Here is a 19,598-nt window from a genome sequence, read left to right on the forward strand (position 1 = left end):
GAAAGAAGGAGCAAGCATGTCGCGACACCGCTTGGCCGCTGTTCTTGCGGCGACGCTCCTGGTCGCCGCCGGTTGTGGTGGCACCACCAAGGACAACCAGTCGGATTCCGCCGGCACCCAGGCTTCGGCCACCGCCGACCCGAACGCGAAGCTCAAAGAGGGCCTCAAGATCGCGTACCTGCCCAAACAGCTCAACAACCCCTACTCCGACGTCGAGACCAGCGGCGGCGAAGAGGCGGTCAAGGAGCTCAAGGGCGAGTACAAGAAGGTCGGCCCGAACGACGCGGCCGCCTCGTCGCAGGTCTCCTACATCAACACCCTGATCCAGCAGCAGCAGGACGTGATCGTGGTGGCCGCGAACGACCCCAACGCGGTCTGCCCGTCGCTCAACCAGGCCCGGACCGCGAAGATCAAGGTCGTCACGTTCGACTCGGACGCCTCCAAGGACTGCCGGGACGCGTTCATCAACCAGGCCACCACCCAGGGCATCGGTGAGTCCCTGGCGAAGATGGCGCTCGAGCAGGCCGGCGGTTCCGGTGACATCGCGGTGCTGTCCGCGACCCCGAACGCCACCAACCAGAACGCCTGGATCGAGGTGATGAAGACCGAGCTGGCCAAGCCGGAATACAGCAAGCTGAAGCTCGTCAAGATCGCCTACGGCAACGACGACGACCAGAAGTCGTTCCAGGAGGCCCAGGGCCTGCTCCAGTCGTACCCGAACCTGAAGGTCATCGTCGCCCCGACCACGGTGGGCATCGCGGCGGCCGCGCGGTACATCTCGTCCTCGTCCTACAAGGGCAAGGTGCAGGTCACCGGCCTGGGCCTGCCGAACCAGATGCGCCAGTACGTCAAGGACGGCACGGTCAAGAAGTTCGCGCTGTGGAACCCGGCCGACATCGGCTACCTCGCCGCCTACGCCGGTGCCGCGCTCGCGTCCGGGCAGATCTCCGGAGCCGAGGGCGACAAGTTCACCGCCGGCAAGCTCGGTGAATACACGATCGGCAAGGACGGCGAGATCGTGCTCGGCCCGCCGACCGAGTTCACCACCGAAAACATCGACAAGTTCAACTTCTGAGGCAGGACGACCATGCCTCGCTACTGCTTCCAGCTTCAGATCCGCCCCGAGCGGCTCGCGGAGTACGTGGAGCGGCACCAGTCCGTGTGGCCCGAGATGCAGGACGCACTTCGGGCCACCGGCTGGCGCAATTACTCCCTGTTCCTCCGCCCCGACGGTCTCTTGATCGGTTACGTGGAAGCGGACGACCTTTCGACGTCCCAGGCGGCAATGGAGGCGCTGGACGTCAACACCCGATGGCAGGCCGAGATGGCGCCGTTCTTTGCCGATGCCGGCCCGAACGACGGCTTCCCGCTCCTGACCGAGGTGTTTCACCTGGAGGAGAACCACTGATGACCGACCTCGCCGCAGTCAAACGCGCGCTCACCGCGCAGCGCATCGAGACCCCGTCCTGGGCGTACGGGAACTCGGGCACCCGTTTCAAGGTGTTCACCCAGCCCGGGGTGCCCCGCAACCCGGAGGAGAAGATCGCCGACGCGGCGGTCGTGCACCGGTTCACCGGGGTCGCGCCGACGGTGGCGCTGCACATTCCCTGGGACTCCGTCGATGACTACGCCGCCCTCACGCGGTACGCCACCGACCTGGGCGTGGGCATCGGTGCGATCAACACCAACGTCTTCCAGGACGACGACTACAAGCTCGGCTCGGTCACCAACCCCGACGCCGGCGTGCGGCGAAAGGCCACCGATCACCTGCTCGAGGCGATCGACATCATGGATCAGACCGGTTCGCAGGACCTCAAGCTGTGGTTCTCCGACGGCATCAACTACCCCGGCCAGGACGACCTGCGCACCCGGCAGGACCGGCTGGCCACGGCGCTGCGCGAGACGTACGACCGGCTCGGCGCCGAGCAGCGCATCCTGCTCGAGTACAAGCTGTTCGAGCCGGCCTTCTACGCGACCGACGTGCCCGACTGGGGAACGTCGTACGCCCACTGCATCGAGCTGGGCGAGCGCGCGACGGTCTGCATCGACACCGGCCACCACGCCCCCGGCACCAACATCGAGTTCATCGTCGCGTTCCTGCTCCGCCAGGGGAGGCTCGGCGCCTTCGACTTCAACAGCCGGTTCTACGCCGACGACGACCTGATGGTCGGGGCCGCCGACCCGTTCCAGCTGTTCCGGATCATGTACGAGATCGTCCGCGCCGGTGCGCTCGACCCTTCGTACGGCATCGCGTTCATGCTCGACCAGTGCCACAACATCGAGCGCAAGATCCCGGCGATCATTCGCTCGGTGATGAACGTGCAGGAGGCCACCGCCAAGGCCCTGCTGGTCGACCGGGACGCCCTGTTCGCCGCCCAGCAGTCCGGCGACGTCCTGGAGTCGAACGCGGTCTTCATGGACGCCTACAACACCGACGTGCGCCCGCTGCTGGCCGAGGTCCGCGCGGACAGCGGCCTGGACCCCGACCCGATCGCCGCCTACAAGCGCAGCGGTTACGACGAGAAGATCATCGCCGACCGGGTGGGCGGCAACCAGGCGGGATGGGGTGCGTAAAAGCTAAGCCACCACCGCCGGCAACCGATTCTTGCGGCCGTCCCCGACAACGAGGAGCGACCGATGGACGAGATGTTGGCCAAGGCCTATACCGTGACCAGCAATCTGTTCGGTCCGGAGTCGGGCATCCCGTGGTGGGCCTGGATGGCTGTGCTGCTCTGCGTCTTCTGGAAGGTGGCCATCCCCGAACAGAAGACCGCCCAGCAGCGAGCCGGCGAACGGGACGAACAGATGCTCGCCGAGCTTTTCGCCGGGGAAGGCGGAAAGAAGGGCAAAAAGAAGAAGTGACCCCCCGCCGCCCCGAGGATGCCCCCGCGTCCTCGGGGCGAGGTCTTTTCCCGTCACCCGTGGCGATACCGTGGCGGCCATGCCGGAGCGCTTGCTGGGCGCCGACGGGATCGACTGGGCGGCGCTGATGCCGGCCGGGCCACCCGCCGAGATCCCCGCCTGCCTCCGTGTGCTCCGCTCGGCGAAACACCCGCTCCGCTCGGCGAAGGCGGAGTCGAAGCGGCGTCGCGCCGCCTACGAGCGCCTGAGCGAGATCCTCGTCCACCAGGGCTCGCGGTCCCCGGCCAGTGCGGCGGCGGTGCCGTTCCTGGTCGCGATCGTGACCGATCCGGCCATCCCGGACCGGTTCGCGGCGCTCGATGTGCTCCGGGCGATCGCCACCGGCGACGAGAGTTACTGGCTGATCGAACAGCCCGACGCCGCGGCCGAGCGGGTCGAGGTGGCCCGGTTGTCGACGCTGACCGTCGAGCAACTGGAGGCCGAGCAGGACGCCTGGATCGAGGCCGCCCCCGACGAGGAGGAGCGCCAGGCCCGGGCGCGCCGCGCTCTCTTCGCCGACGTCGAGGACGACCGGCGGGCCCGGCAGTGGGACATCGCGGCGTACGACGCGGTGCGGGCGCACGCCCCGGCCTATGCGGCCCTCCTGGACGCGGAACCGCCGGCCGACCGCATCTACGCCGCCTACCTGCTCGCCTGGTTCCCCGAGGAGCGGGCCACGGCCCTGCCCGGGTTACGCCGGATGATCGAGGCCGATCCCGATCCGATCGCCGCGTCGGTCGCCTGCGTTGCGGCCGGCCTCTGCGCCCCGGGCACCGAGGACGAGACCCTGGTCGCGGCGCTGGCCGATCGGCACCGGCGGGCCGAGAACCGGGCCGAACGATGGTCGGCGGCGATCGGCCTCGCCCGGGTGACCGCCGCGATCGACCCGGACGTCCGAGCCGACCTGGCGGCGGCCGCCGAAGCACCGGCCCCGGTGCCGCACTGGCCTTTCCTGGACGGCGACATCGCCGAGGTGGCCGCCCTGACCCTGCTACGGGCGCCGGAACACCAGTAGGTTGCTGGTCTCGAACTGTGGACCGTCGTCGAGTGTGGACAGGGCCGCGGTGATCCTCGCGAAGCCGGCCTCCGCGGCCTCCTCGTCCATCAGCTCGAAGGCCGAGACCGATCGCAGTCTCAGCCGCTCGACATCCTCGGCCAAGCCGGCCGATCGGAGCCAGGTGACCTGGTCGTGCGCGACGAGCGTCCACCCGGCGGAGGTGAAGTCGTTCTTGACCTCTTCCTCGGAGCCGAACTGGGCCCGGTCGGTCTCCAGCCACTCCGGCAAGACCCGGAACCACCAGACGTCGGGCATCCGGTCGGCGAAGTTGGCCTGCACGAACAGCGTGCCGCCCGGCCGGACCACTCGGAGCAGCTCGCGAGCAGCACTTTCCTGGTCGTCCACGTGGTGCCAGACGAAGAACAGCAGGGCCGCGTCGCACGAGGCATCCGGCAGCGGGATCCGCTCGGCCGACCCGGACGCGTAGGTGACGGCCGGGTGTGCGACGGCCTGGGCCCGCATCCGGTCCGACGGCTCGACCCCGTGCACCGGGCCACCGAAGGCCCCGGCCAGGGACGGGGTCATCCGGCCGGTGCCCGAACCCAGGTCCAACCAGGTCAGTGGCCGGGTCGGCGGCAGGTGCCGGGCGAAGGCCGCCATCCACGTGGCCAGCGCGTCGGGCGACATCCGCCGGCCGGCGGCGTAAACGGCATGCAGGCGTTCGTCGTAGTCGATTTTCTCCATATCGCATTCTCGACCGGACCGCGCGCGGGTGCCGCCCCCTCGGGCGGCACCGCGCGGGCGGTCAGGCCGCGGCCTCGGGTGGTGGCTCGGCGGCGCCGGTCATGATGGCCACCGCCTCGGACATCGAGTGGGACTTCGGGGTGATCACCGTGGCTCGCCGGCCCAGGCGCTGGATGTGGATGCGGTCGGCCACCTCGAAGACGTGTGGCATGTTGTGGCTGATCAGGATTACCGGCAGGCCCCGGTCGCGGACGTCGCGGATCAGCTGGAGCACCCGGTTGCCCTCCTTGACGCCGAGCGCGGCGGTCGGCTCGTCGAGGATCACCACCTTGCTGCCGAACGCGGCCGACCTGGCCACCGCCACCGCTTGGCGCTGGCCGCCGGAGAGCGACTCCACCGCCTGGCCGATGTTCTGCAGGGTGGCGACGCCCAGTTCGCTCATGTGCCGTTTCGCCTCGGCGCGCATGTGACCGCGGTCGAGCATCCGGAAGACCGAGCCGAGCACGCCCGGCTTGCGTTCCTCGCGGCCGAGGAACAGGTTGTCGGCGATGTCCAGGCCGGGGGCCACCGCCAGGGTCTGGTAGACGGTCTCGATGCCGGCGGAGCGGGCGTCCATCGGCGTACGGAAATGGACCTGTTTTCCGTCCAGGAAGATCTCGCCCTGGTCCGGGATCAGGGCGCCGGAGAGCGCCTTGATCAGGCTGGACTTGCCGGCGCCGTTGTCGCCGATGACCGCGAGGATCTCGCCGGGGTAGAGCTCGAGATCGCTGCCGTCGATCGCGACGACCCGGCCGTACCGTTTGGTCAGGCCTTTCGCTTGGAGCACTGGAGTCGTCACGTCTTCACCTTCCTGATCCACTGGTCCAGGGAGACCGCGACCAGCACCAGCAGGCCGATGGCGAAGCCCTGCCAGACGACCTCGACACCGCCCAGTTGCAGGCCGTTGCGGAAGACGCCGACGATGAGGGCGCCGATCAGGGTGCCGATGACGCTTCCCCGGCCGCCGAAGAGACTGGTGCCGCCGAGCACGACCGCGGTGATCGAGTCGAGGTTGTATTCGACGCCCACGTTCGGGCTGGCCGAGGCGAGCCGTCCGATCAGGATCCAGCCGCCGACCGCGTAGAGCAGGCCGGCCACGGTGTAGACGGAGAACAGCACCCGGCTGGTCCGGATGCCGGCGAGCCGGGCCGACTCGACGTCGTCACCGGTCGCGTAGACGTGTTTGCCCCAGGCGGTGCGGCCCAGCGCGTAGTAGAAGTAGGCGAACAGCAGCAGCATGATGATCGAGCCGTAGGTGAGCCGGAAGTTCCCGATCGGGATCGAGTTGCCGGTCCAGGTCATCAGGCCGGGCATGTCGGTGCCGCGCACGGTTTCGCTGTTGCTGACCACCGAGTTCAGCGAGAAGAAGATGGTCAGCGTGCCGAGGGTGACGATGAACGGCGGCAGTTTGATCCGGGTGACGAGGAAGCCGTTGGCCGCGCCCATCGCGGTGCCGCAGGCGAGCCCGAGCACCAGCGCGATGATCCCGGGCATCCCGGCCTTGGTGCAGAAGTTCGCCATCAGGATCGAGGAGAAGACGGCGATGGCGCCGGCGGACAGGTCGATGCCGGCGGTCAGGATGATCAGCGTCTGCCCGAGGGCGAGGACCGCGATCACGGTGACCTGCTGAAGTACGAGGGAGAGGTTGGTCGCCGTGAGGAACCGGCCGTTGACGATCGAGAACGCGATGATCGCGACGATCAGGACGGCCAGCGGTCCGAGGACCGGGTTGGCGTGCAGGGCGTGTTGCAGGCGCAGGCCGAACGAGTCGTTCCGGCGCACGTCGAAGTCAGTTGCGGAAGCAGTGGCCATGCGTGTTCACCCCCAACAGTTCTGCTTGCCCCACGCGGAGTCCTTGGCCTCCACGCCGGCCTGCGGGTCGTCGGTGATCAGTTGGGTTCCGGTGTCGTAGAAGTCCTTGCCCGGCGTCACCTGCGGCTTGGTGCCGTCCTTGGCGTACGCCGCGATGGCGTCGATGCCGAGCTGCGCCATCTTCAGCGGGAACTGCATCGACGTGGCGCCGATGACGCCCTTGGACACGTTGTCCACACCCGGGCAGCCGCCGTCGATCGAGACGATGACCGTGTCTTTGTCCCGGCCGGCCGACTTGAGCGCCTGGTAGGCGCCGGCCGCCGCGGGTTCGTTGATGGTGTAGACGAGGTTGATCGACGGATCCTTCTGGAGCAGGTTCTCCATCGCGGTCCGGCCGCCGTCCTCGGCGCCGTCGGTGACGTCGTGCCCGGCGATCCGCGGATCGTTCTCGTCGCCGATCCGGTTGGCGTCGCCGACCTGGATGCCGAAGCCGTCCAGGAATCCCTGGTCCCGCTTGACGTCGACGGAGACCTGGTTGGCGTTGAGGTCGAGCATGGCGATCTTCGCCTGCTTGCCCTCCTTCTCGAACTTCGCCTTGGCCCACTGCCCGATGAGCTTGCCGGCCTGGTAGTTGTCGGTGGCGAAGGTGGCGTCCGCCGCGTCGGGCGGATCGACCGGGGTGTCCAGGGCGATCACCAGCATGTCCTGCTCGTGCGCCTTGTCGATCGAGGGGACGATCGCCTTGGAGTCGTTCGGGGTGATCAGGAAGCCCTTGGCGCCGTACGACATCAGGTTCTCGATCGCCTGCACCTGGGCCTCGTTGTCACCGTCCTGTTTACCGGCGAAGCTCTGCAGTTCGACGCCCTGCGCCTTCGCGGCGTCCTGCGCACCCTTTCGCATCTGTACGAAGAACGGGTTCGTGTCGGTCTTGGTGATCAGTCCGACGACCTCTTCGCCGGAACCGCGGTTGCAAGCGGCTGCTGTGCCGAGGGCCAGCAGCAGCGCGCAGATCGCGGCTGAGGATTTGGTGGGATCCCGCATACCTCCTCCAAATCGATTGAGCGATATCGCTGCCTCAGTCAACGGCCGTGTTCACAACATGTCAACGATGTGTTTCGATTGCGTAGCGCTCGGTGTTTGGAGGTCGGCATGGCCCTTCAGTTGCGGACCCGCACGATCGGCGTTCTGCTGGAAAATCCGGCTCTTCACCGGGCCGTCGCGGCCGAGTGCCGGGCGCGCGGTTTCCACGTGCTCGCCGGGCATCTCGACGGACTGATCACCGATGGACCCGATCCCGGCGGACTCCCGGTGGTGTTCGTGGATCACGCCGGGGACCGCGACTCGGTGATGTCGACGAACGTGGCCGGTGCCGCCGGTGCCGTCCGCCATCTCGTGTCCCACGGCCATACCCGGATCGCGTACCTCGGAGGAATGCGCACGCTGACCACTCAGCGGGAGCGGCATCGGGGTTATCTGCGGGCGATCGGCCGGCGGGCCGGCCCGGCGGTGCACGACCTGCACGACGAGGCGGCGGCGGAACGGGCGACGATCGCGGTGCTGCGCGGCCCGCAGGCACCGACGGCGATCTTCGCGGCCCAGCCGACGATCACGATCGGCGTGGTCCGGGCGCTGCGTCGTGCGCACCAGGCCGTCGCGCTGGTCGGCTTCGACTTCCCCGGCGCTGACCTGCTCGAACCGGCGGTCACCGTGGTGGCGCAGGACCCGGTCCGGATGGGACGAACAGCCGTCGATGCGCTCGTGGAGCGCATCGACGGCTTCGACGGGCCGCCACGCGAGATCAGGATCCCGACGACTCTGATCTCGCGCGGCAGCGGCGAGCTGGCGATTTAGGGGAAATTGGTCACCGTGCGCGGGACCACCGCGTCGGCCGTGGCCGCGTCGCCGATGTTGTTGACGACGTGGTCGATCGTGCCGGAGGCGAGCGAGATGGTGAAGATGTTGTGCAGCTTCACCCCGCCGTTGACCGGCGCCTGGAACCCGTTCGCCGAGTGCACGGCCGGGTTGTTCTGGAAGAAGGCGTAACTGCCCATGCCCCAGGCCTCGTGGCTGGTCACGCTGTCGGCCACCTTGTAGGCCGGGTAGCCGACACCGTCACTGCGCCACGCGGCGTTCGACGGCGGGTCGTACGGCTGCTCGTTCTGCAGGAAGTACGTACGGCCGCCGTTGCCGTTCCAGAGCACCTCGGTCTTCTGGTAGTGCTCGACGAACAGGCCGTACGCCGTGACGTTCTGGCCGTTCACGATCAGGCCGGTGTCCGCGGTGTTGACGGTCCAGCCGTAGGTGCCGGCGTTGCCGTGGTCGGCCCGCCACGCCCAGATGTGGTCGATGATCACGTTGTTGCTGTTGACCAGCAGGCTGTTGGTGGCCTTGCCCGCGACGTAGCCACCGATCCGGAAGAAGACGTCCTGGATGGTGGTGGGGTTGCCGGCGTGGTTCCCGTTCGAGCCGGACGGCCCGACCACCAGCAGGTTCGGCGAGTTGGTGGTGCCCGCGTCGAAGAGCACGCCGGCGATCTTCACGCCGTCCACGTCGGCCACCTGCATCGCGGTGACGCCGTTGTCCGGAATGATGGTCGCGTAGCCGAGGCCGAGCACCACGGTGTTCGCCCGGGTCACGTTGATCGTCTGGTTGACGTGGTAGATACCCGGCTGGAAGATCAGGTTCAGGCCCTGCGCGAGCGCCTGGTTGATCGTCGCCGCCGAGTCACCCGGCTTGGCCACGTAGAACTGCGACAGCGGCAGCGAGGTACCGGGCGTGTTGCCGTTGACCCAGGTCGCGCCGGACGCGTTGGTCTGCAGGTTGGGGACGAAGACCGCGTAGTTGCCGCCGGTCTGGTAGAGGTACGGCTTCTCCCGGATCACCGGTGCCGACCCGATCGTGGTGTACGGCGGGTTGGGGAAGCTGGTCGCCGGAGCGCCCTGCACACCCACGAACACCTGGTTCCAGACCGCGTTCGAGTTCGACCCGATCTGGCTGTTCCGGGTGAACCACTGCTGCTGGGAGTACTGACCCTCGACCCCGCTGATCCGCGAGTCGGCGATGTAGCCGCCGGACGCCCAGCCGTAGCCGTTGGGGGCCAGGTTCACGCCGCCGTGGATGTCCATCCGCCGGAACGGCGCGGCCTGCGAGACGGCCCACCGGTCGTCACCGGACACCGGGTACAGCGACAGGTTCTCCACCGACCGCCAGAAGTTCTGGGTGGCGTTGCCGTTGAACCAGCCCGCGTCCACGGTGACGTCACCGTTGATCCGGGTGTCCTGCGGGTTCTGCCCAAGACCGACCACCGAGGTGTAGAAGCCGACCTGGATGTTCAGCCCGTTGTAGGTGCCCGGCTTGAACGCCAGAACGTACCGCTGGGTGCCGAACTGGTTCGACTCCTGCTGCCGGAAGATCGCGTCGGCCTGGCTCTGGATCGACGCACTCGACTGGCTCGGGTCGAAGACGATCACGTTGGCGCCCAGGGAACCGCCCGCCGGAACGGTCGGCCCGGTGGGCGGCGTCGTGGTCGGGGGTGTCGTCGGGGTGCCGCCGTAGACCTTGAACTCCCAGAGTGAATAGCCGTAGCCGGTGGTCCGCTGGGTGCCGTACATCCGAACATAGCGCCCGGTGCCGCTCACGGTCAGCGACTGGTTGCCACCGGTCGAGGTCGTGGTCGAGTAGATCGAGGTCCAGGTCGAGGCGTTGTCGGACACCTGGATCTGGAACGCCTTGCCGGCCGCGGTCTCCCAGTTCAACTCGACCCGGGTGATCGCTTGCGAACTGCCGAGGTCGACCTGCAACCACTGCGGGTCGGAGAACGCCGACGCCCAGCGGGTGCCGAGGTTCCCGTCGACGGCCTCGGACGCGAGGTAGGCGCCGGCCGCCTCGGTGGACGATGCGGTGGCCGGTTTGCCCTGCGAGAGCAGGGTCTCCGCGGCGCTGGCGCCGACGGTGGTGAAGGCGGCGTACCCGGCGATGACGGCGGCCACGAGGCCGCCGATCGCACCGAGGCGCCAGGGGGAGCGCCTCCGCGGAGGTGCGGAGCTACTGGGGATGGTCATTGCTTCTCCTAGGGCGGGGAATTGCAAGGGGGACTGCTTGCACCCTCGGGGAGGCGGAACTCTCCACATTTACCGGGAGAGCGCTCCCCCGCCATCGAAGCTAGGTAGGGGTGCTCATTCGTGTCCAGAGGTTGCCGAGGTTCCGGAACCGATCGATAACCGTGCGGTGCTTGTGGATGTCACAACCGTGCGGGATACGTCTTTGCCCGATCGGGCAAACAAGCAGGTCGGAGCAAGTTCACAATTGCCCGTTCACGCCCTGCGACGGCGGCCCGCTGGGCCGATAACGCAGACCCCGGAACCGGTTCCGGCGCTGATCAGCAAAAGCACCATCGCGGGCAATCTCCGCGATCTACTCCAGGAAGCGCTCTCTCGTCGTGGGCCACTATCGTGGGAACGTGCGGTTAGTTCTGACCAGCGACACCCACCTGCCGAAGCGAGCGCGAGACCTGCCGCCGCGTCTCTGGGCGGCGATCGACGCCGCTGACGTCGTCATCCACGCCGGCGACTGGGTGGACGTGGCCACGCTCGACGCCATCTCTGCCCGCGCGACCCGCCTCATCGCCTGCTACGGCAACAATGACGGCCCGCAACTGCGGTCCCGCCTCCCCGAGATCGCCCGCGCCGAGCTCGACGGCCTGCGCCTGGCGGTGATCCATGAGACCGGCCAGTCGGCGGGTCGCACCGAACGCTGCGCCGCCCGGTTCCCCGACGCCGACCTGCTGGTCTTCGGCCACTCGCACATCCCGTGGGACACGACTGCCGAGACGGGTCTGCGCCTGCTGAACCCCGGTTCCCCGACCGACCGCCGCCGCCAGCCGACCGCCACGTTCATGACCGCGACGATCTCGGACGGCCGCTTGGCCGGCGTGACGCTGCACGAGCTGCCGCCGCGCTGACCTCGCGCCTTTGGCCGACCTTTGGCGCCGGGTGGTGGGCTGGGTCTCCAGAGGCGGTCGGCCGCCTCTCGGAGCTGACGAGGTGGACGGATGCGGGTTCGACCGGTTCTGGTGTGGGCAGGTCTGGCGGCGGTTCTCGCGCTGACCGGGTGCAAGGCGTCGGCCACTGACGAAGCGGCCCCGGCGGCCCCGGCGGCCGCCCAGGCCGACGCGCCGATCTCGGCGGAGGCGCTGTGCGCGCACCTGAAGAAGGAAGCGCCGCGGATCGAGGCGGTCGGCTCCGAGGTGGGCGCGATGGCGCAGCTGACCGTGAGCATCGCCAACCTCTACGGCGACCACGTGGACCAGCTCGACGGCGACGTGGTCGATGCGCAGGCCCTGAAGACCTGCCCCGACGTCCGGGCGGAACTCACCAAGGCGGCCGGGATCAAGAGCTTGGCGGAACTCTGATCCGAGCGCGAAGAAGCGCCCCGCGTCCGCGGGGCGCTTCCACGACGAATCAGCCCAGGTCGACGCTCGGGTAGAGCGGGAACGGGGCCAGCAGCTCGGTGGCCTGCTTGCTCACCCGGTCAGCCAGGGCCGGGTCGAGGTTGTACTTGGCCTTGGAACCCTCGGCCGACGTGGTGTTGACCAGGACCGTGTGGATCAGGTCGGCGATCTGGTCCATCTCGGCCGTGCCGAGACCGCGCGAGGTCAGCGCGGGGGTGCCGATCCGGATGCCGGAGGTGTACCAGGCGCCGTTCGGGTCCTGCGGAATCGCGTTGCGGTTGGTCACCACGCCCGAGTCGAGCAGGGCCTGCTCGGCCTGGCGGCCGGTGAGGCCGAACGGGTGCACGTCGAGCAGCACCAGGTGGTTGTCGGTGCCGCCGCTGACCAGCTGGACGCCGCGCTTCAGCAGTCCCTCGGCGAGCGCCTGACTGTTCGTGACGATCTGCTGGGCGTAGTCGGCGAACTCGGGCCGGCGCGCCTCGGCGAACGCGATCGCCTTGGCCGCCATCACGTGGCTGAGCGGGCCACCCAGCACCATCGGGCAGCCACGGTCGACCTGGTCGGCCAGCTCCGGCTGGGCCAGCACCGCGCCACCGCGCGGGCCGCGCAGGCTCTTGTGGGTCGTGGTGGTGACGATGTGAGCGTGCTCGACCGGGTTGAAATCGCCGGTGAAGACCTTGCCCGCGACCAGGCCGGCGAAGTGCGCCATGTCGACCATGAAGGTGGCGCCGACCTCGTCGGCAATCTCGCGCATGGTCGCGAAGTTCACCTTGCGGGGGTACGCCGAGTAGCCGCCCACGATGATCAGCGGCTTGAACTCGCGCGCCGTCTCGCGCAGCGCCGCGTAGTCGATCTGGCCGGTGGCCCGGTCGACGCCGTACGACCGCTGGTCGAACATCTTGCCGGAGATGTTCGGCCGGAAACCGTGGGTCAGGTGACCGCCGGCGTCCAGCGACATGCCGAGCATGCGCTGGTTGCCGAAGGCCCGCCGCAGCTCGGCCCACTCGGCGTCGTTGAGGTCGTTGATCTGCCGCTTTTCAAAGCGGCGAAGGGCCGGCACCTCGACCCGGTCGGCCAGGATGGCCCAGTAGGCGACCAGGTTGGCGTCGATGCCGGAATGCGGCTGAACGTACGCGTACGGGGCGTTGAACAGGGCTTTCGCGTGCTCGACGGCGACCGCCTCGACGGTGTCGACATTTTGGCAGCCCGCGTAGAAGCGGCGGCCGATGGTGCCCTCGGCGTACTTGTCGGAGAGCCAGTTCCCCATCGCCAGCAGCACGGCCGGCGAGGCGTAGTTCTCACTGGCGATCAGTTTCAGCGATTCGCGCTGATCATGCAGTTCCTTGGCGATCGCGTCGGCGATGCGCGGCTCGACGGAGCGCACGACCTCGAGCGCGGAGCGGAAGGCTGCGGATTCAGCATTGAGCTCGGACATAGGACCTCCCTATCACGATGCAGAGGCCCAGGCGCACGGCAGGTCGTCAGGCGACGGGACCGCTCCCCGATGGTTTCCCCATCCGAACGCGCCAGTCACGGCCCGCCGGGAAGCATACCCCGGTCAGCTGCTCGGAGGCGTCCGACAACCGCTCGCCGGCGAGGCCTGGACCAGCACCGGCCACGCCCTGTGCGCAACCACCGACCAACTACATAGTTTCTCAAGGGCGCCCCTAGCCACGGGACCCGCGCGTTCGCCCCGCTGAGCGAAGCGAAGCCAGAAGCTCAGTAGCCTGATCAAGTGAATGGTGTCCAACTCCTGATCGTCATCGGCGCGGGGATCGCCATCTCCGCGATCGCCCGCAAGCGGCACATCGAGCCCGGCGTGATCATCGTGGTGCTGGCCGCCGCGGCGTCGTTCATTCCCGGCGTGCCGCGGCTGGAGCTGGACAGCGAGATGATCCTCGCGATCGTGGTGCCGCCGCTGCTCTACTCCGCCACCCGCAACGCGTCGTTCTCCTCGTTCGGCGCGAACATGAACGCGATCATCACGCTCGGCCTGATGCTGGTGCTGTTCACCGCCGGGGTGCTCGGCCTGGTCGCGACGTGGCTGCTGCCGACGATCGGCGGGGCCGCCGCGTTCCTGCTCGGCTCGGTGCTGGCGCCGCCCGACACGATCACCACGGTCTCCCACGGTGACGAGATCGGCCTGCCGAAACGGGTCACCTCGATCCTCACCGGAGAGAGCCTGGTCAACGACGCCACGGCGCTGACGCTGTTCGCCATCGCGCTGGGCGCCGCCAACGGTGAGCACGCCTCGTTCGGATCGGGCGCTCTGGAGCTGGTGCGCAACGCCGGGATCGGCATGGCGATCGGTGCGGCACTGTCCGTGCCCACGCTCTGGCTGCGCAAGCGGCTCGGCAACCCGACGCTGGAGACCACGCTGGTCCTGCTGCTCCCGTTCACCGCTTTCCTGCTGGCCGAGGAGGCACATGCGTCCGGCATCCTCGCCGTGGTGGCGGCCGCATTCGCGGTGAGCCTCAACCTGGCCCTGGATCCGAAGCATCAGTACCCGGGCGGGTATCGGACCCGGCTCCAGGAGGAGTCCTTCTGGCCGGTGGTGGATTTCCTGCTCGAGACGTTCGTCTTCGCGTACATCGGCCTGCAGTTGCGGTTCGTCCTCGAGGACCTCGCCGAATCGGACGACCCGGGCCTGGTCCGCACGCTGGTGGCGGCCGGGGTGCTGCTGGTCGTCGCGATCGCGTTCCGGCTGCTCGGCGTGTGGGTGCTGTTCGGCCGGTGGCGGCGCAAGGACGAGCGGGTCAAGCGCCGGATCGAGCAGGACGTCCACTTCCGCCAGCGGGTGCGCCGTCTCGAGGAGCGGCGGAACCGCCGGGGCGGCAAGCCACTCGATCCGCCCACGAGGAAGGAGACGCTGCTGGTCGGCTGGACCGGCATGCGCGGCATCCTCACCCTGGCGGCGGCCGCGGCCATCCCGGCGACCATCGAGCACGGCACCAAGCCGTTCCCCGGCCGGGACGCGATCCAGGCCATCGCCCTGATCGTCACGCTGGGCACGCTGCTCGTCCAGGGCACCACGATCGGCTGGCTGGCTCGGAAGCTGAAGTTCGACCTCACCGCCGAGCAGGCCGAGACGGCGGAGTTGCGCGCACAGGCGAGGCAGATCGTGATGGCGGTCGACACCGACCAGGACACCGACATCGACGCCCACTACGACGCGCAGCGGGCCGCGCTCGGCAAGGCGGTCGCGGAGCGCCGGCTGACCGAGGACATCGCCCGCAAGGCGATCGAGGACCTCGACCTGCGCCAGGCGGCCCAGCACACCGGCGAGAAGTGGGGTGGCCGGGGGTAACGACGGGGTGGCGCACGGCAGCCAGGGACAAGTTGTCCGTGGATAGATCCGGCCTTCATCAGATTTCCCTTTCGGGCCAAGCTTGTCGTGTCGAACAAGGGAGGCTGGTTCGCATGGACCGGGCACAGCTCGCCGATTTCCTCCGGGCTCGCCGCGAGGCGCTGCAGCCGGAGGACGTGGGTCTGCCGCGTGGGCAGCGCCGCCGCACCGGCGGCCTGCGACGCGAGGAGGTGGCGGCGCTCGCCGGGATGTCGGCCGACTACTACGGCCGGATCGAGCAGCAGCGCGGGCCGGTCCCCTCCGAGCAGATGCTCGCCGCCCTCGCCCGGGCACTGCACCTCAACCTCGAGGAGCGGGACCACCTGTTCCGGCTGGGCGGGCACGCGACGCCGCAGCGGGTGCTCCGGGAGGACCACATCAGCCCCGGCATGATGCGGATCCTGGACCGCCTCGCGGACACCCCGGCCATGATCATGTCCCGCTTCGGCGAGACGCTGCTCCAGACCCGGCCGGCGGTGGCGCTGCTCGGGGACGAGACGCGGTGGACCGGGATGGCCCGCTACATGGTCTACCGGTGGTTCACCGAGCCGTCGGCACGGCTGATCTACCCGGCCGACGACTACCCGCTGCACGGGCGCATCTTCACGGCCCAGCTGCGGGAGGCGTACGCGGCGGCACCCGACAGCCGGGCCGGCGAGATCGTCGACGAGCTGCTCGCGATCAGTCCCGAGTTCGCCGAGATCTGGCGGTCGCACGAGATCGGGCTCACCCATCTCGACCGCAAGCGTTTCCAGCACGCTGAATTGGGTGAGTTGGAGCTTTACTGCCAGACCCTGTTGGACCCCGACCAGTCGCAGGTGCTGCTGGTCTTCACCGCGGTACCCAGCTCACCGAGCTACGAGAAGCTCCAGCTGCTCGCGGCCGTCTGACTCCGTTTCCGAGAAGAAGCACGAAAGTCCGAGAAGAAGCACGAAAGAAGGCAGGACCATGTCCAAAATCGCACTGATCACCGGCGGCAACCGCGGTCTCGGCCGGGCCACCGCCGAGGCTCTCATCGCCGACGGTGTCGAGGTCATCTACACGTACCGGGACGACCCGGGCGAGAAGATCGACGCGGTGGCGCTGAGGCTGACCGTCGGCGACCTCGACTCGTACCCGGCATTCGTCGAGGAACTGCGCGGGGTGCTGCGCGACCGGTTCGGCCGCGAGGACTTCGACTTCCTGATCAACAACGCCGGCGTCGGCAAGGCCGGCAAGGTCGCCGACTTCTCGGTCGAGGATTTCGACGAACTGGTGAACGTGCACTTCCGCGGGGTGTTCTTCCTGACCCAGAAGCTGCTGCCGGTGATCAAGGACGGCGGCCGGATCATCAACCTCTCCACCGGCCTGGCCCGCTTCACCGGTGACGGCATCTACGCCGCGTACGGCTCGGTCAAGGGCGCGATCGAGGTGTTCACCCGCTACCTGGCCAAGGAACTCGGCCCGCGCCGGATCAGCGTCAACGTGGTGGCCCCCGGCGCGACCGGCACCGACTTCGGCGGCGGCGCGCTGCGCGACAACGAGGCGGTCCGTTCCCACATCAGCGGCCAGATCGCCTTCGGCCGGCTGGGTGAGCCGGAGGACATCGCCGGCGTGATGGTCGCGATGCTCGCCGACAACACCAAGTGGATCACCGGCCAGCGCATCGAGGCCTCCGGCGGCATGCTGCTGTGAATCTCCTGGAGGTTCCGTAACTCAGATTTCTTGCATGTTACGAGATGCATCGACAAGACTGACTGAGTCGGACGCACCCCGCCGCCGATCCCCCACCGGATCACCCCGGTCGTTCCCCGAACCGGTCCCGGCGCGGCGGCGGAGGTGCGTTCCTAACCTCCCGTGATCCGCAGCGACACCCATAGCGCCAGCACGCCCGCCACCAGCGCGAACGGCACGGACAGCAGGCCCAGGCGGAGGAAGTCGCCGGCGTCCGGCGGGTGCTCGCGGGTGTGCAGGATCTGCCGCCACAGCAGGGTCGCCAGCGAACCCACGTAGGTCAGGTTCGGCCCGACGTTCACCCCGATCAGCACCGCGAGCAGCAGCGCCGGCCGGGCCTGCACCGCCGGGACCAGCACCAGCGTGGCCGGCAGGTTGTTCACCAGATTGGCCAGCAGCGCCGCGATCCCGGCCACGGCCAGCAGCTGCATCAGCCCGTTCCGCTCCGGCACCACCTTTTCCACCAGCGCGTCCAGCCCGTGCTGCCGGACGGTCAGCACCACCACGCCGAGCGCCAGCACGAACGCGCAGAACGGCAGATTCGCTTCGCGAAGCAGAACGCGAGGTCCGACCCGGTGCGGCACGGCCAGGGCGACCGCGCCGGCCGCGGCAACCCATCCGGGGTGTACGCCGAAGGGCTGGGCAACCGCGAAACCGGCCAGCGTCAGGGCCAGCACGATCAGTGCGTACCGGGGTGCCGGCGGATCGTCACCGTCCTCGACCGGGTCCGCCGACGCCCCCAGGTCGGCCCGGAAGAACCAGCGGAAGACCAGGTACTCGGCGACGATCACGGCGACCCAGGGCAGGGCCATCACCGCCGCGAACCCGAGAAAGGTCAGCCCGCTCGCCGCGAAGGCCAGCAGGTTGGTCAGGTTGGACACCGGCAGCAGCAGCGACGCCGAGTTGGCCAGGTGGGCCGAGGCGTAGGCGGCCGGGCGGGCTCGGGCCCCGGTGCGCGCGGCGGTGGCCAGCACCACCGGGGTGAGCAGCACCACCGTGGCGTCCAGGCTGAGCACCGCGGTGGTCAGCGACGCGGCCACGAAGACCGCCGCGAGCAACCGGGTCGGCCGGTGACCGCTGATCCGGGCGGTCAGCGCGCCGGCGTACCGGAAGACGCCGTGCTCGCCCGCGAGGTACGCGAGGAGCAGGACCGCCGCGAGGAAGCCGACCGTCGGCCCGAGTTCGCGGATCTCGGCCACCGCGTCCGGCGCGGGCAGCAGGCCGACCGCGACGACGAGCAGCGCAACCGGCACCGCGACGACCGCCTCGGGTAACCCTCGTGGGCGGCCCACGGCAAACGCGAGCACACCGGCCAGCAGCGCCCCGGAGATGAAGAAGGGCATCCGTCAGGCGCCGAACAGCGCCAGGGCGCCCGACACCTCGAGTACCCGGGCGACCAGGCCACGCGGGTTGATCACCCGAAACCCGGCCGAACGCAGAAGAGCCTCGTTGTAGCCGTCGATCAGTGCGGCGAGGGCTTCCGAGTCCAGAAACGTCACGTCGGCGAGGTCGACCACGACGTCGCCCACGTCGAGCGCGGCCACGATGGTGCCGCGCAGCTCATCTCGCGTCGTAATGTCCAGTTCGCCGCTGATATGCAGGAAGGTCGCGGTCCCGTCGGCCGCGCGCTCCTGACCGATCTTGAAAGAGTCCGCCACGGGAGAATTTTTACCAGCACCCGGCGCATTCAGCTCGGGAAGCTGGCCCAGACATGTTTGGCGACGTCCGTGGCGTACCACCCGACGTCCAGCGCGAAGGTCTGGGTGAGCTGCAGTCCGAGCCCGCCGGCACCGAGCGGCCGGCCCGCGTCGACCGCCGGTTCGGCGTACCGATCGTGGTCGGCGACGTCGATGATCAGGCGATCACCCTCGCGGAGCAGGCGCACCACGGCGGGCGGCAGGCCGTGCCGCAACGCGTTGGTCGCCAGCTCGGTGACGACCAGGGTCATCCGCTCGATGGCGTCACCCGTAGCGGTGGTCATCGTGCCGGCCACGGCCCGGCGCAGCGCGGCCCGCAGGTCGCGCAGGTCGCCGAACGCTCCCAGCTCCCAGCGGCATATCTCGGCGGCGCTGGGGTATGGAACCGTCGTCATGCTGTCCATCTTGCCTGGACAGTGCGGATCGAAATACCGACCGACCAGCCCGCACGGGTTCCCCCGGCCGGACATCCGACAGCCGTTGATCACTCCGTATTACTTGCCATCACGCAAAGTGACTCATACTTTCGGCTAGTCTTTTCTCCCCCTCTCGGTTAAGGTCGACTCACCGAACGGCCTACTTGGCAGTTGTCGACGAAGTCGTATCGACCGCCGTCGACCACTGTTAGAACCCCGACCGAATCGGGTCCAGCACGAACGGACCGGCTCTCCGGTTAGGTAATAGGGAGGACCACGCATGACCGTCACCCAGACGTCGTCGCAGATCTCGACGGCCACCAAGGCCGGCGCCGAGGCGCCGGTCGACAGCGCCGCCGAGTTGCTCAACGCGATGGCGGCGATGCCCGTCGGGCACCCGTCCCGGCCGGCCCTGCGGGACAAGGCGATCGAGGCCTGGCTGCCCCTGGCGCGCCACCTCGCGAATCGTTACTCCGGGCGTGGT

20 protein-coding genes, 1 pseudogene and 1 riboswitch are annotated in these 19,598 nt (G+C 68.8%); of the genes and pseudogenes, 12 read left to right on the forward strand and 9 right to left on the reverse strand.

Features of this window, described 5'->3' with window-relative positions; genetic code table 11:
* The first annotated feature begins 16 nt into the window (after positions 1 to 16).
* From rhaS to Ato02nite_RS21290, 5 genes are all read left to right on the forward strand, one after another.
* Positions 17 to 1,075 carry a rhamnose ABC transporter substrate-binding protein gene (gene rhaS / locus Ato02nite_RS21270; protein WP_213008352.1) on the forward strand — a complete coding sequence of 353 codons (1,059 nt, stop codon included), beginning with the start codon at positions 17 to 19 and terminating at the stop codon, positions 1,073 to 1,075.
* 12 nt (positions 1,076 to 1,087) lie between these two features.
* Positions 1,088 to 1,408, forward strand: coding sequence for an L-rhamnose mutarotase (locus Ato02nite_RS21275; protein ID WP_213008353.1), 321 nt, complete (start codon positions 1,088 to 1,090; stop codon positions 1,406 to 1,408).
* Positions 1,408 to 2,574, forward strand: a complete 1,167-nt coding sequence (gene rhaI / locus Ato02nite_RS21280; RefSeq protein ID WP_213008354.1) for an L-rhamnose isomerase — start codon at positions 1,408 to 1,410, stop codon at positions 2,572 to 2,574. Before Ato02nite_RS21275 ends, rhaI begins: the two co-directional genes overlap by 1 nt.
* A gap of 63 nt (positions 2,575 to 2,637) precedes the next feature.
* Positions 2,638 to 2,862, forward strand: a complete 225-nt coding sequence (locus Ato02nite_RS21285) for a hypothetical protein (RefSeq protein WP_213008355.1) — start codon at positions 2,638 to 2,640, stop codon at positions 2,860 to 2,862.
* Between the two features lie 79 nt (positions 2,863 to 2,941).
* The gene (locus Ato02nite_RS21290) at positions 2,942 to 3,916 is read left to right on the forward strand and encodes a hypothetical protein (RefSeq protein WP_213008356.1); all 975 of its coding nucleotides are present in this window, start codon (positions 2,942 to 2,944) and stop codon (positions 3,914 to 3,916) included.
* Here the strand turns inward: Ato02nite_RS21290 and Ato02nite_RS21295 are convergent.
* From Ato02nite_RS21295 to Ato02nite_RS21310, 4 genes are all read right to left on the reverse strand, one after another.
* Positions 3,893 to 4,642 carry a class I SAM-dependent methyltransferase gene (locus tag Ato02nite_RS21295; protein WP_213008357.1) on the reverse strand — a complete coding sequence of 250 codons (750 nt, stop codon included), beginning with the start codon at positions 4,640 to 4,642 and terminating at the stop codon, positions 3,893 to 3,895. The genes Ato02nite_RS21290 and Ato02nite_RS21295 overlap by 24 nt on opposite strands.
* A gap of 61 nt (positions 4,643 to 4,703) precedes the next feature.
* Positions 4,704 to 5,480 (reverse strand): ATP-binding cassette domain-containing protein, encoded by a 777-nt coding sequence (locus tag Ato02nite_RS21300; RefSeq protein ID WP_213008358.1) that lies wholly within the window; start codon positions 5,478 to 5,480, stop codon positions 4,704 to 4,706.
* Positions 5,477 to 6,493: an ABC transporter permease gene (locus Ato02nite_RS21305; RefSeq protein WP_213008359.1), complete on the reverse strand. Its 1,017-nt coding sequence runs from the start codon at positions 6,491 to 6,493 to the stop codon at positions 5,477 to 5,479. Before Ato02nite_RS21305 ends, Ato02nite_RS21300 begins: the two co-directional genes overlap by 4 nt.
* 6 nt (positions 6,494 to 6,499) lie before the next feature.
* A complete protein-coding gene (locus Ato02nite_RS21310) occupies positions 6,500 to 7,534 on the reverse strand; it encodes a sugar ABC transporter substrate-binding protein (RefSeq protein WP_213008360.1) in 1,035 nt (344 codons plus the stop codon).
* 108 nt (positions 7,535 to 7,642) lie between these two features.
* Here Ato02nite_RS21310 and Ato02nite_RS21315 point away from each other — a divergent pair, with 108 nt between their 5' ends.
* A complete protein-coding gene (locus Ato02nite_RS21315; protein ID WP_213008361.1) occupies positions 7,643 to 8,344 on the forward strand; it encodes a substrate-binding domain-containing protein in 702 nt (233 codons plus the stop codon).
* Here Ato02nite_RS21315 and Ato02nite_RS21320 read toward each other — a convergent pair.
* Positions 8,341 to 10,554: a discoidin domain-containing protein gene (locus tag Ato02nite_RS21320; RefSeq protein ID WP_213008362.1), complete on the reverse strand. Its 2,214-nt coding sequence runs from the start codon at positions 10,552 to 10,554 to the stop codon at positions 8,341 to 8,343. The two genes, Ato02nite_RS21315 and Ato02nite_RS21320, sit on opposite strands and share 4 nt — an antisense overlap.
* A gap of 398 nt (positions 10,555 to 10,952) precedes the next feature.
* Between Ato02nite_RS21320 and Ato02nite_RS21325 the strand changes: the two genes are divergently transcribed.
* Together Ato02nite_RS21325 and Ato02nite_RS21330 are read left to right on the forward strand one after the other, a co-directional pair.
* The gene (locus Ato02nite_RS21325; protein WP_213008363.1) at positions 10,953 to 11,453 is read left to right on the forward strand and encodes a metallophosphoesterase family protein; all 501 of its coding nucleotides are present in this window, start codon (positions 10,953 to 10,955) and stop codon (positions 11,451 to 11,453) included.
* 90 nt (positions 11,454 to 11,543) lie between these two features.
* On the forward strand, positions 11,544 to 11,903 hold the full coding sequence (locus tag Ato02nite_RS21330) for a hypothetical protein (RefSeq protein WP_213008364.1): 360 nt from the start codon (positions 11,544 to 11,546) through the stop codon (positions 11,901 to 11,903).
* Between the two features lie 49 nt (positions 11,904 to 11,952).
* Here Ato02nite_RS21330 and Ato02nite_RS21335 read toward each other — a convergent pair whose 3' ends face one another.
* On the reverse strand, positions 11,953 to 13,377 hold the full coding sequence (locus Ato02nite_RS21335) for a glycine hydroxymethyltransferase (RefSeq protein ID WP_213008365.1): 1,425 nt from the start codon (positions 13,375 to 13,377) through the stop codon (positions 11,953 to 11,955).
* Positions 13,378 to 13,395: 18 nt separating this feature from the next.
* Positions 13,396 to 13,486, reverse strand: a riboswitch (ZMP/ZTP riboswitch).
* Between the two features lie 191 nt (positions 13,487 to 13,677).
* Between Ato02nite_RS21335 and Ato02nite_RS21340 the strand changes: the two genes are divergently transcribed.
* The 3 genes from Ato02nite_RS21340 (at position 13,678) to Ato02nite_RS21350 (ending at position 16,962) form a co-directional block, all read left to right on the forward strand.
* Positions 13,678 to 15,249: a cation:proton antiporter gene (locus Ato02nite_RS21340; RefSeq protein ID WP_213008366.1), complete on the forward strand. Its 1,572-nt coding sequence runs from the start codon at positions 13,678 to 13,680 to the stop codon at positions 15,247 to 15,249.
* 113 nt (positions 15,250 to 15,362) lie between these two features.
* The gene (locus tag Ato02nite_RS21345) at positions 15,363 to 16,178 is read left to right on the forward strand and encodes a helix-turn-helix transcriptional regulator (protein ID WP_213008367.1); all 816 of its coding nucleotides are present in this window, start codon (positions 15,363 to 15,365) and stop codon (positions 16,176 to 16,178) included.
* Between the two features lie 58 nt (positions 16,179 to 16,236).
* Positions 16,237 to 16,962 carry an SDR family NAD(P)-dependent oxidoreductase gene (locus tag Ato02nite_RS21350; protein ID WP_213008368.1) on the forward strand — a complete coding sequence of 242 codons (726 nt, stop codon included), beginning with the start codon at positions 16,237 to 16,239 and terminating at the stop codon, positions 16,960 to 16,962.
* A gap of 152 nt (positions 16,963 to 17,114) precedes the next feature.
* On the opposite strand, the gene Ato02nite_RS21355 is transcribed toward Ato02nite_RS21350, so the two are convergent.
* Genes Ato02nite_RS21355 through Ato02nite_RS21365 form a run of 3 tightly spaced genes read right to left on the reverse strand, consistent with a single transcriptional unit; the run spans position 17,115 to position 19,093 of the window.
* Positions 17,115 to 18,344 (reverse strand): SLC13 family permease, encoded by a 1,230-nt coding sequence (locus Ato02nite_RS21355; RefSeq protein ID WP_213008369.1) that lies wholly within the window; start codon positions 18,342 to 18,344, stop codon positions 17,115 to 17,117.
* A gap of 3 nt (positions 18,345 to 18,347) precedes the next feature.
* Positions 18,348 to 18,659, reverse strand: a complete 312-nt coding sequence (locus Ato02nite_RS21360; RefSeq protein ID WP_213008370.1) for an STAS domain-containing protein — start codon at positions 18,657 to 18,659, stop codon at positions 18,348 to 18,350.
* 29 nt (positions 18,660 to 18,688) lie between these two features.
* Positions 18,689 to 19,093, reverse strand: coding sequence for an ATP-binding protein (locus Ato02nite_RS21365; RefSeq protein WP_246607282.1), 405 nt, complete (start codon positions 19,091 to 19,093; stop codon positions 18,689 to 18,691).
* A 301-nt stretch (positions 19,094 to 19,394) separates the two neighbouring features.
* On the opposite strand from Ato02nite_RS21365, the pseudogene Ato02nite_RS21370 reads away from it, so the two are divergent.
* Positions 19,395 to 19,598, forward strand: a pseudogene (locus tag Ato02nite_RS21370) (RNA polymerase sigma factor SigF); the annotation flags it as partial.

It is taken from the genome of Paractinoplanes toevensis, assembly GCF_018332695.1.
GTDB classification, from domain to species: domain Bacteria; phylum Actinomycetota; class Actinomycetes; order Mycobacteriales; family Micromonosporaceae; genus Actinoplanes; species Actinoplanes toevensis.

What these genes read in the sequence shown, in the direction of transcription:
- Ato02nite_RS21355 (WP_213008369.1), bottom strand. Translation starts at nt 18,344, where the DNA reads ATGCCCTTCTTCATCTCCGGGGCGCTGCTGGCCGGTGTGCTCGCGTTT.
- Ato02nite_RS21295 (WP_213008357.1), bottom strand. Translation starts at nt 4,642, where the DNA reads ATGGAGAAAATCGACTACGACGAACGCCTGCATGCCGTTTACGCCGCC.
- rhaS (WP_213008352.1), top strand. Translation starts at nt 17, where the DNA reads ATGTCGCGACACCGCTTGGCCGCTGTTCTTGCGGCGACGCTCCTGGTC.
- Ato02nite_RS21305 (WP_213008359.1), bottom strand. Translation starts at nt 6,493, where the DNA reads ATGGCCACTGCTTCCGCAACTGACTTCGACGTGCGCCGGAACGACTCG.
- Ato02nite_RS21365 (WP_246607282.1), bottom strand. Translation starts at nt 19,093, where the DNA reads ATGACGACGGTTCCATACCCCAGCGCCGCCGAGATATGCCGCTGGGAG.
- Ato02nite_RS21290 (WP_213008356.1), top strand. Translation starts at nt 2,942, where the DNA reads ATGCCGGAGCGCTTGCTGGGCGCCGACGGGATCGACTGGGCGGCGCTG.
- Ato02nite_RS21285 (WP_213008355.1), top strand. Translation starts at nt 2,638, where the DNA reads ATGGACGAGATGTTGGCCAAGGCCTATACCGTGACCAGCAATCTGTTC.
- Ato02nite_RS21275 (WP_213008353.1), top strand. Translation starts at nt 1,088, where the DNA reads ATGCCTCGCTACTGCTTCCAGCTTCAGATCCGCCCCGAGCGGCTCGCG.
- Ato02nite_RS21315 (WP_213008361.1), top strand. Translation starts at nt 7,643, where the DNA reads ATGGCCCTTCAGTTGCGGACCCGCACGATCGGCGTTCTGCTGGAAAAT.
- Ato02nite_RS21350 (WP_213008368.1), top strand. Translation starts at nt 16,237, where the DNA reads ATGTCCAAAATCGCACTGATCACCGGCGGCAACCGCGGTCTCGGCCGG.
- Ato02nite_RS21310 (WP_213008360.1), bottom strand. Translation starts at nt 7,534, where the DNA reads ATGCGGGATCCCACCAAATCCTCAGCCGCGATCTGCGCGCTGCTGCTG.
- Ato02nite_RS21335 (WP_213008365.1), bottom strand. Translation starts at nt 13,377, where the DNA reads ATGTCCGAGCTCAATGCTGAATCCGCAGCCTTCCGCTCCGCGCTCGAG.
- Ato02nite_RS21345 (WP_213008367.1), top strand. Translation starts at nt 15,363, where the DNA reads ATGGACCGGGCACAGCTCGCCGATTTCCTCCGGGCTCGCCGCGAGGCG.
- Ato02nite_RS21330 (WP_213008364.1), top strand. Translation starts at nt 11,544, where the DNA reads ATGCGGGTTCGACCGGTTCTGGTGTGGGCAGGTCTGGCGGCGGTTCTC.
- rhaI (WP_213008354.1), top strand. Translation starts at nt 1,408, where the DNA reads ATGACCGACCTCGCCGCAGTCAAACGCGCGCTCACCGCGCAGCGCATC.
- Ato02nite_RS21320 (WP_213008362.1), bottom strand. Translation starts at nt 10,554, where the DNA reads ATGACCATCCCCAGTAGCTCCGCACCTCCGCGGAGGCGCTCCCCCTGG.